Raw genomic sequence first — 16993 nt, 5'->3', positions numbered from 1 at the left:
GGACGGGACTCGAACCCGCGACCCCCTGCGTGACAGGCAGGTATTCTAACCAACTGAACTACCGAACCGTTGCGCTTAGCGAGTGCAAATATAAGCCCCTTTTTCAATTAGACAAACATTTTTTGAATTTATTTTATCACTTTTACTTAAAATTATTGCGCTCTACCAAATAGGTATTCATAACCTTCACAAAATCAGCATTTATATCCGTTTCCACATATTTTATTTTATACTGCGCACATTTTAATTTCAAGGCATTAAAATAGGCTTCGAGCTTATTTTGGTAGTTTTCCTTTACATCATCGGCATATAAATCGATGTAATTGCCGCTTTCTACATCTAAAAACCGCTTGGGAGTATTTTCAAAATTAAAGTGATATTCCTTTTCCTTATCCATCAAATGAAATAAAACCACCTGGTGCTTATTATATTTTAAGTGTCGTAAGGCATCGAACAATTTATCTTCTTCCTTGGAGGATTGCAGCATATCGGTGAACAAAATCACTAAACTTCGGCGTTTTATTTTTTCGGCTATCTGGTGCAAATAGGTATAGGTATCGGTCTCCTTGGGCGGCGCGGTATCCGTGCTGACCTCCGACAATTTTGCCAAAAGCATTTGATGGTGCCTTTCGCTGCTCTTTTCCGAGGCGTAATAATGGTAGCTATCAGAATATATACTTAGCCCTATGGCATCTCTTTGTTTTTTTAAAATATTCATCAAAACAGCCATGGCCAATACCCCGAATCCGATCTTATTAAGGTTTTGTAGATTCAGGTTCTTTACCGGCGGATAATACATGGAAGCAGAATTGTCCAAGATCATATGACAACGAAGATTGGTCTCTTCTTCATAACGCTTGGTGTACAATTTATCTGTTTTAGCATAGAGCTTCCAATCTATATGCTTAGTACTCTCGCCCACATTATATATTTTATGCTCCGCAAATTCGGCAGAAAACCCATGAAATGGACTTTTATGAATACCACTGACAAATCCTTCTACCACCTGATTGGCCAGAAACTCTAAATTCTGGAACAAATGGGCCTTATGTAATTCTGATTGTATGTCCATAATGCGATTAAAGGTTAAAAGATACCGAATTTAGCTGCCTTTTGCAATAAGATTCCTTGGGAATAGACCTGAAAATGAGGCACAAAAAAAGGCTCAACTTTCGTTGAGCCTTCATTACTATAAAAAAAGATTATTACAACAATGCGTCAATGGCATCAGTATATACCTTCTTAGGAGAAACACCAACTTGTCTGTTAACGATTTCACCGTTTTTAAATACCAATACAGTAGGTATGTTTCTAACTCCGTATTTAGCTGCAAATTCTTGGTTGGCATCAACATCTACCTTCCCAACAACAGCCTTTCCGTCATATTCTGAACTTACTTCGTCGATGATCGGACCTACCATTCTACAAGGACCACACCATGCTGCCCAAAAATCTACCACTACTGGTTTGTCACTTTTTAAAACTACCTCATCAAAAGTAGCATCTGTTATTTCTAATGCCATGTTTCGTTTATTTAAATATTATACAAATTTAGACAATTATTTTCCCTTTTCCTTACAAACATAACATTCCTTTTATCTATCGTTAGATCGATAAACTTTATGATTGCTTATAAAAAAAGACCTCCAATAGCTCCTTTTGACGATAGGGAATCAATCGGACTTCAAAATACACTTAATTTAATTTATAATGAACATCTTTTTCATTTAATTGTAGGAGCAGTTCACTGGAGATTTGGATTTTCTGTTTTCTACAACTTAAATTCACCTTTATTTTCTCCTCCATTTCGTACACTATAAAGCTCAAAGGATGGCTTCCCTGGTGGGCATCCATAATATTTTTCAAATCCCTTACCCCCTCTTCTTTTAGCTGGGTAATATCTATTTTAATGGTCAATTTCTTAGCATAGGCTTCCATGATATCCTGCAACATCATCACGGTATTGAACTGCATTCTAGGCTCACCTTTTTTTCCTGTATCCCTATTCATCCATCCTTCTTTTATAAACACCTTAAAATACACAAAAGAATTGATCGTTAAAAAGTGTCTAAAACGCAGGTATTCTTCCCCGAACATCCTAAACTCGAGCGAATCTGTATAATCTTCCACGATAAAGGACGCCCAACCCTTTCCGTTTTTGGAGACCCTATGTTGTACATCGCTAATCACCCCGGCAAAACTGAGCTCTCTCCCTACATGCTCTTCCATATTGGCTACGGCAGTGATATTGGCATTACAAAAGGCTTTGATCTCTGTTTTAAAATCATCTAAGGGATGTCCGGAAATATAAATTCCGACCACTTCCTTTTCGCGACGTAATTTCCCCATAGTACCCCATTCTTCTGCAGGGGGTATTACAGGTTCGGGTATCTGAACATCGCTACTATCGCCAAATAAACTCACCTGGGAAGAGTTTTCGTTCTCTTGGTATTTTGATCCGTATTTCATGATCTTTTCCAGGAAGGTGACCCCATCTCCTTCATCGTGAAAATATTGTGCACGGTGGGTGTCTCCAAAGGAATCGAAGCCACCTGCCAAGGCTAAATTCTCGAATGCTTTTTTATTGGCTGCCCTTAAATCTATTCGTTTGGCCATATCGAAAACCGATCTGTAGTGTCCGTCTTTTTCACGATTTGCCACGATGGTTTCTACGGCGCCACGCCCCACTCCTTTTACGGCCCCCATTCCAAAACGAACGGCACCTTCGTTATTTACCGCAAACTTATAAAAGGATTCATTTACATCGGGACCCAGCACTTCCAAGCCCATCCGCTTACACTCTTCCATAAAGAAGGTTACCTGCTTTATATCGTTCATGTTATTGGATAATACGGCCGCCATATATTCTGCGGGGTAATGCGCTTTTAGATAGGCGGTTTGATAGGCGATCCAAGCATAACAGGTAGAGTGCGACTTGTTAAAGGCATAGGAAGCAAAAGCCTCCCAGTCTTTCCAAATCTTCTCTAATTTTACGGCGTCATGGCCTTTTGCGCTTGCCTGATCAATGAATTTAGGTTTCATTTTATCGAGCACGGCAATCTGCTTTTTACCCATTGCCTTACGAAGGACATCGGCCTCACCCTTGGTAAAGTCGGCCAGCTTTTGGGACAACAACATCACCTGCTCCTGATATACCGTAATCCCATAGGTCTCCTTCAGGTATTCCTCCATGGCGGGCAAATCGTATTCAATTTCCTCGCCCCCATGCTTTCTGCGGACAAAACTGGGAATATATTCCATAGGCCCCGGCCTATACAAGGCGTTCATGGCAATAAGGTCATCAAACACCGTAGGCTTTAAATCCTTCATGTGTTTTTGCATCCCGGGCGATTCGTACTGAAACACCCCTACAGTCTCTCCTCGTTGGAAAAGCTCATAGGTTTTGACATCATCGAGCGGAAAATTTTCCGGATCTAAAAGAATACCATGTTTGGCCTTTACAATCTTTACGGTATCCTTGATAAGGGTCAGTGTTTTTAACCCCAAGAAATCCATTTTTAACAGGCCCGCATCTTCCACCACCGAGTTGTCAAACTGGGTAACATACAGGTCCGAATCCTTGGCCAAGGCTACCGGAACGAATTTGGTGATGTCATCTGGGGTAATAATGACCCCACAGGCATGTATCCCCGTATTCCGCACCGACCCTTCTAGCCGCCTCGCCAAGTTAAGGGTGTCTGCCTCCAAGTTATTACCCTCGGCAAGACTGATAAGTTCGTGTACCTTTTCTAATTCTTCGGCCCTAAATTTTTCCTTTAATCCTTTCTCGTCCAATCCAAAAATCTTATTCAGTTTGGACATGTTTGGGATCAACTTGGCTATTCTATCGGCGTCAAAAAGGGGCAAATCGAGCACACGGGCGGTATCCCTGATAGAAGATTTCGCTGCCATGGTCCCATAGGTAATAATTTGTGCTACCTGATTGCTTCCGTATTTCTTAATTACGTAATCCATCACACGACCACGCCCTTCATCATCAAAATCGATATCGATATCGGGCATGCTCACACGATCCGGGTTTAGGAAACGCTCAAAAAGCAAGTTGTATTTAATGGGGTCTATATTGGTAATCCATAAGCAGTAGGCCACTACCGACCCTGCTGCCGATCCACGGCCCGGACCTACAGAAACATCCATTTTCCGAGCCTCCCGAATAAAGTCCTCTACAATGAGGAAATAACCAGGATACCCAGTATTTTCAATAACATCGAGCTCAAAATCTAATCGCTCCGCAATATCCGGGGTAATTTCGCCATAGCGGATTTTTGCCCCTTTATAGGTGATGTGACGTAAAAAAGCATTCTCTCCTCTTTTACCGCCATCAAGCTCATCTTCGGGATGTTGAAATTCTTCCGGAATATCGAATTTAGGCAATAGTACATCTCTGGCCAATTCATAGGTCTCTATCTTGCCAATTACTTCTTGAATGTTACTGATCGCTTCTGGAATATCCTTAAAAAGGGACTTCATTTCCTCGGAACTCTTAAAGTAATATTCTTGGTTAGGCAACCCATAGCGATATCCTCGCCCGCGCCCTATTGGGGTACTTTGTTTTTCGCCATCCCTAACACAGAGTAAAATATCGTGGGCATTGGCATCTTTCTTGTCTACATAATAGGTATTATTGGTCGCCACCAGTTTTACTTGGTGTTTTTGGGCCAGACTAATGAGTACGGGGTTTACCCTATTCTCATCTTCTTGGTTGTGCCGCATTATTTCTACGTACAAGTCCTCTCCAAATTGCTCCTTCCACCACAATAAGGCTTCCTCGGCCTGATTTTCGCCAACATTTAAAACCTTACTAGGTACTTCTCCATATAAGTTTCCCGTCAATACGATCAGGTCTTCCTTATATTGTTCTATAATTTTTTTATCTACCCTTGGCACATAGTAGAAGCCTTCGGTAAATGCCGAGGACGATAATTTTGCCAGGTTGTGATAGCCTTTTTTGTTTTTTGCCAATAAGACAATTTGATAGCCGTTATCTTTTCTGGTTTTATCCAAGCGGTCTTCGCACACAAAAAACTCGCAGCCTACAATAGGCGTTATTTCATTTTTTTCGGGCTCTTTTCCCTCGGCTATGGCCGCCTCGTTCTCTGCCTGGACACTTTTATTATAGTTTATGACTGCCCGCACAAAGTGAAAGGCCCCCATCATATTCGCATGATCGGTCAGGGCAACGGCCGGCATATTGTCCTTGGCTGCCGCATTCACCAAATCGGAAATACTAATGGTAGATTGTAAAACCGAGAATTGGGAATGATTGTGCAAATGGGCAAACTGCGTTTCTTTTAAGCTTTGTAAATTCTCGCGAATCTCTTCCTTTGATGGCGCTTCGGTATCCTGTGCCCACAGTTTATCGGCTATTTTTTTAGAAGCCTTTTTTAGATTGATGTGCTTTAGCCCTATTAACTGTATCTCTTTTGGATTGGCCTCCGAGAAATTTTTGAAATAATCTGGCGCAACATCCAATTGCTCTATCGTATATTCCTTTCTACGGATCAATTCTAAAAAGCAACGCGTGGTTGCCTCCACGTCTGCCGTAGCATTATGTGCTTCTCCAAAGGGTTCTCCAAACAAATACTGATGCAGTTCGGTCAGGGTCGGAAGTTTAAACTTCCCTCCCCTACCTCCAGGAATCTGACATAACTGTGCAGTATGCTCGGTACAGGTATCTAGTACCGGCAAGTCGTGCAGTGAATTTGCCATCTGGAACCGATGAAATTCTGCCCCCATAATATTCAGGTCAAATCCAACATTTTGCCCTACGACAAATTTAGACCTGGAAAGGGCTATATTGAATTTCTCCAACACTTCTGCCATGGGCACCCCTTGTTCCTTGGCCAATTCCGTAGAAATACCGTGTATTTTCTCCGCATCATAGGGAATATTAAACCCGTCGGGCTGTACCAAATAATCTTGGCTTTCTACCAAATTCCCCATCGAATCGTGCAATTGCCAAGCAATCTGTATACATCTAGGCCAGTTCTCCGTATCGGTATAAGGAGCATCCCAACGTTTAGGCAGTCCGGTAGTTTCTGTATCGAATATTAAGTACATAAAAAAATCTGAGGAGTTATAAAGCGCGATAAAATTACAAAATAGCAAGCATACTAAAAACCGCAATCGGAAAGAGGAGTTGTTTTCAAGGATATTCTTTTATATTTTTAAAATTAAATTGCGGCATAACAGAAATAACGTATATTTGCACCCGCTTAAGAAGTTTCTTTTTAGGCCGAGAACCAAAAATAAATTAATAATCAAGGGTCGGGCACCCTACAAATTAATGTGATATGCCAGTTAGAATTAGATTACAAAGACACGGAAAAAAAGGAAAACCTTTCTATTGGGTAGTAGCTGCGGATTCTCGCGCTAAAAGAGACGGTAAATTCTTAGAAAAATTAGGTATTTACAATCCTAACACCAACCCTGCAACTATTGAACTAGATGTTGATAGCTCTGTAAAATGGTTACAAAACGGGGCACAGCCTTCGGATACTGCTAAAGGCATTCTTTCTCACAAAGGAGCTCTTTTGAAACATCATTTATTAGGTGGTGTTCGTAAAGGCGCTTTAACTTTAGAGCAAGTTGATGAAAAATTCAACGCTTGGTTAGAAGAGAAAGCAGCCGCTATGGATGCTAAGGTAAGTGGTCTGGAAAAAGCTTCTGCAGATGCTAAGGCCAAGGCTTTAGAAGCAGAGAAAGCAGTTAGCGCAAAACGTTTAGCAGAAGCAGCTGCCGCTGCAGCAGCAACAGCTGAGCAAGCTACTGATGCCGCTTCTGAAGAAACTACAGAAACAGAGTAATTTTTTGAAACGATGACAAAGGAAGAATGTTTCTACCTCGGAAAAATCGTTTCAAAACATAGCTTTAAAGGCGAGGTTCTAATTAAATTAGATACCGACGAACCTGAATTATACGAAAAATTGGAATCAGTATTTGTTTCTCTTGGAAACAATCTGGTTCCATTTTTTATTGAAAAAAGCCGCCTTCACAAATCTACCCTGCTTAGGGTACGATTTGAAGAGGTTGCCAATGAATCGGATGCCGACAAGGTTATGGGCTCCGAAATTTACCTTCCCCTATCTTTCTTGCCCAAACTTAAAGGCAATAAATTTTACTATCATGAAGTCATTGGATATTCTATGTACGATAGTGTCCATGGCGATATCGGAACCATACAGGGTATTAACGATACTACCTCCCAAGCCCTCTTTGAGGTCCTAAAGGACGGCAAGGAACTTTTGATTCCCGTTCGTGACGAAATTATTACCAAAGTAGATAGAGATAACCAAACGATTTTTGTTAGCACTCCAGAAGGATTGGTAGCATTGTATCTGGATTAAGCCTAGCCTTTTCCTGCTTTACCCAAACATTCAGTATTTATAGGTTATTCAGTTCCTTCTATTCGGATAGCGATAGCAGCAGCTGCTGTTCCCTTTGTAATAACAGCACAATAAAGGATAAATTGTTTTTTGTCACCCTAGGACAGCACTCATTGAGTACAAATTATTTATTTTAGCTTTGACAGATAAAACAACACCATCCAAAAGCAAAATTCATGATCAAGTATTTATCCCTATTTACATTAGCATTGGTATTTTTTTCTTGTAAGGAGGCAACAAAAGAAGCTACTAAAAACACCCCACCTAATGTCATCCTTATCTTTACCGATGACCAAGGATACCAAGATGTAGGTGCTTTTGGCGCTACCGATATAGAAACTCCCCATTTAGACAATATGGCCAAGGAAGGCGTTATCTTAAGCAGTTTTTATGCCGCCCAAGCCGTTTGCTCGGCCTCTAGAGCAGGTATCTTAACCGGTTGCTACCCCAATAGAATCGGGATTCACAATGCCTTTATGCCCAATGCCACAAAAGGCCTAAACCATCAAGAAACTACTATTGCGGAAATGCTAAAAGGGATAGGATACAATACGGCCATGTACGGGAAATGGCATTTGGGCGACCATCCCAAATTCATGCCTAACCAACATGGATTTGATGATTATTTTGGTATCCCCTACTCCAACGACATGTGGCCTTTACATCCCCAACAAGGTCCTATTTTTAATTTTGATCCCTTACCGCTATACGAAAACGAAAAGGTCATAGATACCCTAACAGACCAATCGGACTTAACCACGCAAATAACAGAAAGAAGTGTCGCCTTTATAAAAAAGCAAAAAGACAATCCCTTTTTCCTGTACGTTGCCCATCCGCAGCCCCATGTGCCACTCTATGTATCGGACAAGTTTAAAGGGAAATCCAAAAGAGGGCTCTACGGCGATGTGATCATGGAAATTGACTGGTCTGTAGGCGAAATTTTAAAAACGTTAAAAGAAAACAATTTGGAAGAAAATACCATCGTTATTTTCACTTCCGATAACGGCCCTTGGCTAGCTTATGGCAACCATGCCGGTAGCGCCCTTCCCTTTAGAGAAGGCAAAGGAACGGCTTGGGAAGGCGGGCAGCGAGAGCCCTTTATCATGAAGTACCCCAACAAAATAAAAGGGGGCAGCGTCATAGATAGTCCGGTAATGGCCATAGACATACTCCCCACTATAGCCGAAATCACCGGTGCATCACTACCTTCCTTGCCGATAGACGGAAAAAGTGCTTGGCCACTATTAAGCGGCGCCTCCAAAGAGAGCCCACAAGAAGCTTATTTCTTTTATTACCGTGTAAACGAACTTTTTGGCGTACGCTACGGCCCTTGGAAACTGTACTTCCCCCATACCTACCGTACCATGCAGGGGCAGCCACAAGGAAAAGATGGGCTCCCTGGAGAATACAAAATGATCGAGATGGAAGAGGTAGAACTCTATAACCTGGTTACCGATAAAAGCGAAACCAAGAATGTAGCGGAAGAGAATCCAGAAGTAGTTCAAAAAATCAAACAATTAGCCAATGCCATGCGCCATAAACTGGGGGACTCCCTCATTGAATTAGAGGGGACCGAAACCCGACAACCTGGAAAGCTAGACTAGTGTTATTGACCATCCTTTGATGGTCTAGACCTAGGCGGCACACTATTTTGGTTGTAACTATAAACGGCAAACCGCTCCCAAGAACGAACGATGCCCGACAGGGCCTCCATGGTTTATTTGACCATTATTATTAAATTTTCTATGAGAAAACCCTTTAAATTCAAACAATTCAGTATTCACCAAGACCAATGTGCGATGAAAATTGGTACCGACGGTGTATTATTAGGCGCTTGGGCTTCCGTTAGCGAAGATCCTTATGCCATATTAGACATAGGGGCCGGAACCGGCTTAATCGCATTAATGCTCGCCCAAAGAGCCAATGCCAGTAGCATAGACGCCATTGAAATAGACGAAAAAGCGTATGAACAATGTGTAGAGAATTTCGAATCTTCTCCTTGGGGCGATCTCCTTTTTTGTTACCATGCCGGTTTGGACGAATTTGTGGAAGAAATAGAAGAGCAATACGAACTGATTGTCTCTAACCCGCCCTTTTACACAGAAGAGGTCAGTAGCGGAAATACCTCCCGTGATATGGCCAGGCAAAACCAGTCCTTGCCTTTTGAGGAATTGTTGGACGGTGTTTCTCGCCTACTGACGGATCATGGCCGTTTTGCCACTATTATTCCGCATAAGGAAGAAACCGCTTTTTTAAAAATAGCCGCTAGTTACAACCTTTTCCCCAAGCGCATTACCCACGTAAAGGGGAGCCCGACTTCGGAAATAAAGCGCAGTTTGCTCGAACTCCACTTCCAGGAATCGCAACCAACACCAGACAGCCTGACCATTGAGTTGGAACGCCATCAGTACACCCAGGAATACATTGATCTAACCAAGGACTTTTATTTAAAAATGTAATTCCCTGTATTGGATTGTTGTTATCCTTGGTGTATCTTTAAATTAAATTCCATTAAAAACCACCAGCATGCGACCCGATTTATTTGAAGCCCCCGATTACTACAACATAGACGATTTACTATCCGAAGAACATAAATTGGTGCGCGATGCAGCCCGCCAATGGGTAAAACGCGAAATTTCGCCTATCATTGAAGACTATGCCCAACGGGCGCAGTTTCCAAAGCAAATCATTGGCGGCTTAGCAGAGATCGGGGCGTTTGGCCCCTATATTCCCGCTGCCTACGGAGGTGCGGGCCTGGATCAGATCAGCTATGGGCTTATCATGCAGGAAATAGAACGCGGAGACAGCGGCGTGCGCTCTACGGCTTCTGTACAGTCTTCCCTGGTCATGTATCCTATTTATGCCTATGGCAACGAAGACCAGCGTAAAAAATATTTGCCCAAATTAGCTACGGGAGAACTCATGGGGTGTTTTGGCCTGACAGAACCCAACCACGGATCTAATCCGAGCGGTATGGAAACAAAATTTAAAGATATGGGCGACCATTACCTTTTGAACGGCGCCAAATTATGGATTTCCAATGCCCCCTTTGCCGATATTGCCATTGTTTGGGCAAAGAATGAAGCAGGCCGTATCCATGGTCTTATCGTAGAACGGGGTATGCCCGGGTTTTCCACACCCGAGACCCACCACAAATGGTCCCTTCGAGCCTCGGCGACCGGCGAACTAATTTTTGACAATGTCAAAGTTCCAAAAGAAAACCTCTTAGAAGGCAAAAATGGATTAGGAGCCCCATTGGGCTGTTTAGATTCTGCTCGTTATGGGATTGCCTGGGGTGCCATCGGTGCCGCCATGGACTGTTATGATACCGCCTTGCGATACGCCAAAGAACGGGTTCAGTTTGGAAAACCTATCGCAGCGACGCAACTACAACAAAAGAAATTGGCAGAAATGCTTACCGAGATTACCAAGGCACAACTAATGGCCTTGCGTTTAGGACAGCTAAAAAACCAAGGAAAGGCCAGCAGCGCACAAATTTCTATGGCCAAACGCAACAATGTTGCCATGGCCCTAAATATTGCTAGAGAAGCCAGACAAGTATTGGGTGCCATGGGAATTACCGGAGACTATAGCATTATGCGCCATATGATGAACTTAGAGAGTGTTATTACCTACGAAGGAACACACGACATTCATTTGTTGATCACAGGAGCCGACATCACCGGTTTCCCTGCCTTTGAATAGGATTAATCAAACTTTTAAAAGATGCCTTGATAAATTTTCCCGTAATTTATCAAAGGTGATCGGTTTGGTAAAATAATCGTTCATACCAACCCCCAGTGCCCTATCGATGGCCTCTTTGGTAACATCGGCAGAAAACCCGATGATGATGACATCGGTATTAAATTTTCTAATTTCAACGGTAGCTTCAAAACCATCCATAAGAGGCATGTGCACATCCATAAAAACCAAATCGAAGGTATCGTCTTGTAACAATTCCAAAGCTCGTTGCCCATTGGACACCGATGCTGCTTGAATTCCGAATTTTTCCAAGGTCTTCTTTAAGACAATTACATTTATTCGATTGTCGTCTACTATTAAAATCTTACAACCGCTAAAATCGGTAATTACTGATGGCATGCTCGTGTCTTTAGGTTTGTTTTCCGCTAAAGGAAAGGTAACATCTATTACAAATTCCGTACCCACACCTAAGGTACTACTAACATTAATATTACCCTTAAAAAGCGAAATTAATTGATAAGAAATATAAAGTCCAAGGCCGCCGCCCTCGTGTCTTTTCGCCTTCCCGGAGTCTATTTGCATAAACCGATCAAAAATAGAGTGCAATTTTTCTTTTGGAATCCCTATTCCGGTATCCTTGATCACTATTTCTATCGCCAAACCTTCCGGCACCTTCCTTTCGTGATAGGACACCGTAATACCACCTTTTTCCGTAAATTTCAAGGCATTCCTTAATAGATTCGTCAGGATTTGACCAAATTTCCCCACATCGCCATGGACGAATTGATTGGAATTGATCGGGCCGTCTATTTTAAGGAAAAGTCCTTTTTGTTCGGTACTTGGTTTGTAAATACTGACAATACTTTTCACTTCTTCCGAAGGCGAAAAAACATCGTTCTTAAAGGTGCTTTTTCCAGATTCTATCTTTTCTATTTCTAAAATATCATCTACCAAAAGCAATAGTTTTTTAGAAGAGATATCCATTAAAAGCAGGTACTCCTGTAATTTAGCATCTATTTCGGACATTTTTAGAATCTCTATAAAGCCTAAGATAGCATTTAAGGGCGTTCTGATTTCATGACTCATATTGGCAATAAATTCTGACTTTGCCAAGGACGCTTTTTTAGCGATTAGCTGCTCATTGGTCAGCGAAGTATTTAGCTCTTGCAACCTTTGATAAGCCTTCCTAAACCGCATATTTTCTTTTTTTGCCCTCTTGTAAAAATACACCAAGGAACTACTGAGCAAAGACAAAACAATACCAAAGACCAAAAACACCAACATATTCCATTTTCGTTCTTCAAAAGGATCTACTCCTACTGGCATTAAGGAAAAGCTCCATTCCTGTCCGTCCAAATCATCGACAGAATAGGTGGTTGTAAACACAAAATCGTTCTTAATTCGCTCCAGCTCCGGATTGTTGTGCTTATAGAAACTAGTCCCGTTTTCGTCCTTAATTTCTATGGCATACATGGGCATGTCATTCACTAAATTATCAAAGGAATAAGAAAAGTCTATTCCGGCGGTAATGGTTCCTTGAAATTTCTCATCAAAATACACCGGTACATCTACCATAAAGGCATTGCCGCCCTGTACCAACTCCAGCCATGAGGAAATATTGATTGAACCGTCCTGCACGTGGCCCTCCCATTCCTTTTTCCTAGGGTGATCCTTTAAACTAAACCCCAAGACGGCCTCATTGCCTTCTAAAGGCACTACATTTTGTATCACCATGGAAGAATCTATCCATTGTATAAATTTAATGGAGCGGTTTTGTCTTAGAATAAGTTTGGCATCTTCTTCCCAATATTGAAAATATTCGCCCTTGGTCATTTCAATGCGATTTTTAAGGTCTTCCAAAGAAACCAAATTGATTTGCCCCGCCGACACAAACTCTTGAAACCTTAAAAACCCGGCAGTCCGAATTTCATTTTGTAAATGCAATTTTTCCGCATTTTCTGATTTTTGCCACAATACAATTACGATGGTCATTAAAACCAGAAATACTGCTGAGGGAAACAACAACTCCTTTTTCGAAAACTTAAATGACATATACTATTGCTGGTTCAGAAATACTTATGAGGGGACAAAGCTATACAATTCAGATTATTTATTCGAAATAAAGATAAATTGTTATAAACTTAACATCCTACAACCCACACTCATTCCTCATCCAGACCCTCCTAAACAATATCATCATCACAACCGCAGCGGACTTAGGCTTTACAAGTTTATTACAGCTTACCTAGGAAACTAAAATAAAAACAGCCCTCAATTAAGCTACTACTGTTTATTTGGCCGATGGGTTGCATATAGCGCTCAGACCCCATCCTAATTCAATATAAAAAAGCATTTTTGGCCTTTAAAATAATTATTAAGGAAGCAAGAAAACTCCATTAATAATGCTATATTTAAACAAGCATTTAATTAGTTCCCCAACAATGATCGAACCAATTAAATTGACGTAAAAAAATACTTTTATTAATTTAAAAATTTAAACTATGTCTATAGTAGATTTATATAGCAGTGGTACGCACCGCAGAAATTTAGCGCATTTTGCGACCATTGCTTCTTTGGCCGCCATTGACGGTGAAGTAAACCCAGAGGAACAACAATTATTAGATAGGTTCGCCAACAAACTAGATATTACCGAGGAAGAGTATAAGGTAGTTATGGCCTCTGACAACAAATACCCTATTAATCCACCCTCCAGCGCGGAAGAACGTTTAGAACGCTTATTCGATTTGTTCAGCATTATTTTCGCCGATCACGAAATTGAAGAAGAAGAGCGTACTTTAATTACAAAATATGCCATCGGACTAGGGTTTAAAGCAGAAAGCGCCCATAAGATTATAGAGCGATCCATAGCTATTTTTAGTGGAAAAATAGATTACGAAGATTATTTGACCCTTATAAAGCGTTAGGATAGCACTACTGTAATAAAAGAAAAAGGAGCAAAATGCTCCTTTTTCTTTTATTGGTTTCTTTGCATGAACTCTTCGGCCTTTTCGACCATTTTGGAACTCCCACAAAAGAACGGTACCCGTTGATGCAGTTCTGTAGGCTGTATATCCAAAATAGGCCTAAAGCCGTCACTTGCCTTTCCATTGGCCTGTTCTGCCAAGTACGCCATAGGATTACATTCGTACAACAGCCTTAATTTCCCTTCCGAGGCCACGCTACTTTTTGGATATATGTAGATCCCCCCCTTGATCATATTTCTGTGGAAGTCTGATACCAAAGAACCAATGTACCTAGAGGTATAGGGCCTATCGTCTTCTTCCTCTTGACAATATTTGATATAATCTTTTACCCCTTGCGGAAAATGCACATAGTTTCCTTCGTTAACAGAATAAATTTTTCCGGTTTGCGGATATTTCATGTTGGGGTGAGAGAGGTAAAAGGTTCCTAAGGCAGGGTTAAGCGTAAAACCGTTGACCCCATCGCCAGTGGTATACACCAACATCGTAGAGGTACCGTAGACCACATAACCCGCTGCAATTTGATTTCGTCCAGGTTGTAAAAAATCGTCTATAGTAACCGGGGTGCCAATAGGGCTGATCCTTCTGTAAATAGAAAAAATAGTCCCCACGGAAACATTCACATCTATATTGGAAGAACCATCCAAGGGATCGATCAATACAATATATTTATTCTGGTTTTTCTGGTCACTACTATTCACCTGAATAAAATCGTCTTCTTCTTCCGAGGCAATCCCACAGACGATCTCCCTGTTTTTTAAGGTTTGTATAAATTTTTCATTGGCCAATACATCTAGTTTTTGCTGGTCTTCGCCCTGAATATTGGTATCACCGGCGGCACCAATAATATCTACAAGCCCGGCTTTGTTCACCTCGTGGTTCACTACTTTGGCTGCTAAGCGAATTGCATTGATCAATTTAGAAAGTTCCCCTGAGGAATATTGAAAAGAAGCCTGGTTCTCAATGATAAATTCTCCTAGGGTGGTGTTTTTTTTGGTCATCATGTAAGTTTGTTGATATAAGTACAAATATCGGTTAATTTGTTAAACTATGTAGTTTCCCTCCTTTTTTGATTTTTTAAATTTATAACTTTGTGTTTTATTTGTAACAATTATGGACTATACTATTCGAGACGCCCGCGCCGAAGACATGGCTCAAGTACACCAACTTATCCATGAATTGGCGGTTTATGAAAAGGAACCTGATGCTGTAGAAGTAACTCCGGCCGATTTAGAGAGGGATGGCTTTGGAGCCGAAAAACTTTTTCATTGTTTTGTGGCCGAGGTCGATGGATCGATCGTAGGGATGGCGTTGCTATTTCATCGCTACTCTACTTGGAAAGGTCCTATAATTCATTTAGAAGATTTAATTGTCACCGAAAAAATGCGCGGCAGCGGTCTAGGCGATGCCTTGTTGACCGAAGTGGTACGCTACGGACACCAAAGAGGTGTTAGGAGAATTAATTGGGAGGTGATAGATTGGAACGATCCGGCGATCGCTTTTTATGAAAGCAGGGGCGCAAAAGTGTTGCGCGACTGGGATGTGGTCCATTTGGATGAAAAAGGAATAGAAATATTTTTAAGTAAGATATGAGAGTTTTTAAATTTGGAGGCGCCTCGGTTAAAGATGCCGATAGCGTAAAGAATGTCGTGAACGTTTTAAAGCAAGTAGGCCACGAAAATACATTGTTGGTGGTTTCTGCTATGGGAAAAACGACCAATGCTATGGAGGATATCGTAAATGCTTATTTTAAAAATAAGGCTTTACTTCCTGCTGCCCTTCAGGATATGATAGATTACCACCAGGCTATTTTAATGGACTTGTTTGCCGATAAGAACCACCCTGTATTTAAGAGCGTTAATGTTCTTTTTGAGGAGGTAAAAGGATTTTTGGTATGGAACAAATCGCCAAAATACAGCTTTGTCTATGACCAAGTAGTGGGCTATGGAGAATTGCTCTCTACCACGATCTTAAGCGCCTATTTTAATGAAATTGGCATTGTCAACCAGTGGTTAGATATCAGAACCTGTATTAAAACCAACGACAATTATCGCGATGCTATTATAAACTGGGAACAGACACAAGAAAACATCAACAAAAATGTCGACAGGCAAAAACTGGTCATTACACAAGGGTTTTTAGGCAGCGACGACAATAATTTTACCACTACCCTTGGTAGGGAAGGTTCGGATTATACGGCGGCTATTATAGCATATTGTCTTAATGCCGATGAAGTTACCATCTGGAAAGACGTACCTGGAGTTTTAAATGCCGATCCGAGGTATTTTGAAAATCCATGTTTATTGAACAGTATATCGTACCGTGAAGCCATTGAGTTGGCATTTTACGGCGCGTCGGTAATTCACCCAAAGACATTACAGCCTTTGCAGCGAAAGGAAATCCCTTTGCACGTAAAGTCGTTCATAAATCCTTTGGATAAGGGAACGACTGTTGGAAAAGGAAGAGGAATAGAACCAAAGGTGCCTTGTTTTATCGTAAAGAAAAATCAGGTATTGATGAAACTCTCCTCTCTGGATTTTTCTTTTATCGTGGAAGACAGTATCAGTGAGCTCTTTAAAATGTTACACGACCATAAAATGAAGGTAGATTTGATTCAAAATTCCGCCATTAGTTTTTCGGTTTGTGTTGACAATAAGTTTGGCAATCTAGAAGAACTTTTAAATCTTCTTAAAAACAGGTTTAAAGTTACTCACCACGAGGGGGTTTCTTTATATACGATTCGACATTTCGACACGGAGGCCATTACAAATCTGCAGAAGGACAAGGAAATTCTGTTAGAACAGCGCGGTAAGGAAACCGTTCAATTGGTTGTCAAAAACTAGTAAGAATTTACGGCTAAAAAGATTAAAACACGATTAACTATCGTGTTTTTCCTATCTTTGC

13 protein-coding genes are annotated in these 16993 nt (G+C 41.2%); 8 read left to right on the top strand and 5 right to left on the bottom strand.

Translation table 11 applies throughout. The features are described 5' to 3' along the window. Positions 1 to 142 precede the first annotated feature (142 nt). The 3 genes from BUA16_RS13935 to dnaE all read right to left on the bottom strand — a co-directional run bounded on the left by BUA16_RS13935 (position 143) and on the right by dnaE (position 6081). The gene (locus BUA16_RS13935) at positions 143 to 1072 is read right to left on the bottom strand and encodes a DUF58 domain-containing protein (RefSeq protein WP_072765369.1); all 930 of its coding nucleotides are present in this window, start codon (positions 1070 to 1072) and stop codon (positions 143 to 145) included. A gap of 133 nt (positions 1073 to 1205) precedes the next feature. Further along, positions 1206 to 1523, bottom strand: coding sequence for a thioredoxin (gene trxA, locus BUA16_RS13930; RefSeq protein WP_072765368.1), 318 nt, complete (start codon positions 1521 to 1523; stop codon positions 1206 to 1208). Between the two features lie 172 nt (positions 1524 to 1695). Next, positions 1696 to 6081 carry a DNA polymerase III subunit alpha gene (gene dnaE / locus BUA16_RS13925; RefSeq protein ID WP_072765367.1) on the bottom strand — a complete coding sequence of 1462 codons (4386 nt, stop codon included), beginning with the start codon at positions 6079 to 6081 and terminating at the stop codon, positions 1696 to 1698. Between the two features lie 233 nt (positions 6082 to 6314). Here dnaE and BUA16_RS13920 point away from each other — a divergent pair, with 233 nt between their 5' ends. The 5 genes from BUA16_RS13920 to BUA16_RS13900 all read left to right on the top strand — a co-directional run bounded on the left by BUA16_RS13920 (position 6315) and on the right by BUA16_RS13900 (position 11111). Then, positions 6315 to 6827, top strand: a complete 513-nt coding sequence (locus tag BUA16_RS13920) for a 30S ribosomal protein S16 (RefSeq protein WP_072765366.1) — start codon at positions 6315 to 6317, stop codon at positions 6825 to 6827. 12 nt (positions 6828 to 6839) lie between these two features. Next, positions 6840 to 7367, top strand: coding sequence for a ribosome maturation factor RimM (gene rimM / locus BUA16_RS13915; RefSeq protein WP_072765365.1), 528 nt, complete (start codon positions 6840 to 6842; stop codon positions 7365 to 7367). A gap of 215 nt (positions 7368 to 7582) precedes the next feature. Further along, the gene (locus BUA16_RS13910; RefSeq protein ID WP_072765364.1) at positions 7583 to 9010 is read left to right on the top strand and encodes a sulfatase family protein; all 1428 of its coding nucleotides are present in this window, start codon (positions 7583 to 7585) and stop codon (positions 9008 to 9010) included. Positions 9011 to 9151: 141 nt separating this feature from the next. Continuing rightward, positions 9152 to 9865 carry a tRNA1(Val) (adenine(37)-N6)-methyltransferase gene (locus tag BUA16_RS13905; RefSeq protein WP_072765379.1) on the top strand — a complete coding sequence of 238 codons (714 nt, stop codon included), beginning with the start codon at positions 9152 to 9154 and terminating at the stop codon, positions 9863 to 9865. Between the two features lie 67 nt (positions 9866 to 9932). After that, positions 9933 to 11111 (top strand): acyl-CoA dehydrogenase family protein, encoded by a 1179-nt coding sequence (locus BUA16_RS13900; protein ID WP_072765363.1) that lies wholly within the window; start codon positions 9933 to 9935, stop codon positions 11109 to 11111. A 6-nt stretch (positions 11112 to 11117) separates the two neighbouring features. Here the strand turns inward: BUA16_RS13900 and BUA16_RS13895 are convergent, their stop codons facing one another. Next, a complete protein-coding gene (locus tag BUA16_RS13895; protein ID WP_072765362.1) occupies positions 11118 to 13160 on the bottom strand; it encodes a response regulator in 2043 nt (680 codons plus the stop codon). 449 nt (positions 13161 to 13609) lie between these two features. On the opposite strand from BUA16_RS13895, the gene BUA16_RS13890 reads away from it, so the two are divergent. After that, positions 13610 to 14032: a tellurite resistance TerB family protein gene (locus tag BUA16_RS13890; RefSeq protein WP_072765361.1), complete on the top strand. Its 423-nt coding sequence runs from the start codon at positions 13610 to 13612 to the stop codon at positions 14030 to 14032. Between the two features lie 50 nt (positions 14033 to 14082). Here the strand turns inward: BUA16_RS13890 and fbp are convergent, their stop codons facing one another. Next, positions 14083 to 15090, bottom strand: coding sequence for a class 1 fructose-bisphosphatase (fbp, locus tag BUA16_RS13885; RefSeq protein ID WP_072765360.1), 1008 nt, complete (start codon positions 15088 to 15090; stop codon positions 14083 to 14085). A gap of 112 nt (positions 15091 to 15202) precedes the next feature. Between fbp and BUA16_RS13880 the strand changes: the two genes are divergently transcribed. Together BUA16_RS13880 and BUA16_RS13875 are read left to right on the top strand one after the other, a co-directional pair. Then, positions 15203 to 15682 (top strand): GNAT family N-acetyltransferase, encoded by a 480-nt coding sequence (locus BUA16_RS13880; RefSeq protein WP_072765359.1) that lies wholly within the window; start codon positions 15203 to 15205, stop codon positions 15680 to 15682. Beyond that, positions 15679 to 16932 (top strand): aspartate kinase, encoded by a 1254-nt coding sequence (locus tag BUA16_RS13875; protein WP_072765358.1) that lies wholly within the window; start codon positions 15679 to 15681, stop codon positions 16930 to 16932. The genes BUA16_RS13880 and BUA16_RS13875 overlap by 4 nt, the downstream gene beginning before the upstream one ends. The last annotated feature ends 61 nt before the right edge of the window (positions 16933 to 16993 follow it).

Origin of the sequence: Arenibacter nanhaiticus (assembly GCF_900141935.1) — a bacterium.
Taxonomy (GTDB): domain Bacteria; phylum Bacteroidota; class Bacteroidia; order Flavobacteriales; family Flavobacteriaceae; genus Arenibacter; species Arenibacter nanhaiticus.
This window is presented reverse-complemented; position numbering and strand designations above follow the sequence as displayed.

Excerpts from the sequence above, each read along its gene's own strand:
- trxA (WP_072765368.1), bottom strand. The coding sequence starts at position 1,523 with ATGGCATTAGAAATAACAGATGCTACTTTTGATGAGGTAGTTTTAAAA.
- rimM (WP_072765365.1), top strand. The coding sequence starts at position 6,840 with ATGACAAAGGAAGAATGTTTCTACCTCGGAAAAATCGTTTCAAAACAT.
- BUA16_RS13920 (WP_072765366.1), top strand. The coding sequence starts at position 6,315 with ATGCCAGTTAGAATTAGATTACAAAGACACGGAAAAAAAGGAAAACCT.
- BUA16_RS13895 (WP_072765362.1), bottom strand. The coding sequence starts at position 13,160 with ATGTCATTTAAGTTTTCGAAAAAGGAGTTGTTGTTTCCCTCAGCAGTA.
- BUA16_RS13910 (WP_072765364.1), top strand. The coding sequence starts at position 7,583 with ATGATCAAGTATTTATCCCTATTTACATTAGCATTGGTATTTTTTTCT.
- dnaE (WP_072765367.1), bottom strand. The coding sequence starts at position 6,081 with ATGTACTTAATATTCGATACAGAAACTACCGGACTGCCTAAACGTTGG.
- BUA16_RS13900 (WP_072765363.1), top strand. The coding sequence starts at position 9,933 with ATGCGACCCGATTTATTTGAAGCCCCCGATTACTACAACATAGACGAT.
- fbp (WP_072765360.1), bottom strand. The coding sequence starts at position 15,090 with ATGACCAAAAAAAACACCACCCTAGGAGAATTTATCATTGAGAACCAG.
- BUA16_RS13935 (WP_072765369.1), bottom strand. The coding sequence starts at position 1,072 with ATGGACATACAATCAGAATTACATAAGGCCCATTTGTTCCAGAATTTA.
- BUA16_RS13905 (WP_072765379.1), top strand. The coding sequence starts at position 9,152 with ATGAGAAAACCCTTTAAATTCAAACAATTCAGTATTCACCAAGACCAA.
- BUA16_RS13875 (WP_072765358.1), top strand. The coding sequence starts at position 15,679 with ATGAGAGTTTTTAAATTTGGAGGCGCCTCGGTTAAAGATGCCGATAGC.
- BUA16_RS13890 (WP_072765361.1), top strand. The coding sequence starts at position 13,610 with ATGTCTATAGTAGATTTATATAGCAGTGGTACGCACCGCAGAAATTTA.
- BUA16_RS13880 (WP_072765359.1), top strand. The coding sequence starts at position 15,203 with ATGGACTATACTATTCGAGACGCCCGCGCCGAAGACATGGCTCAAGTA.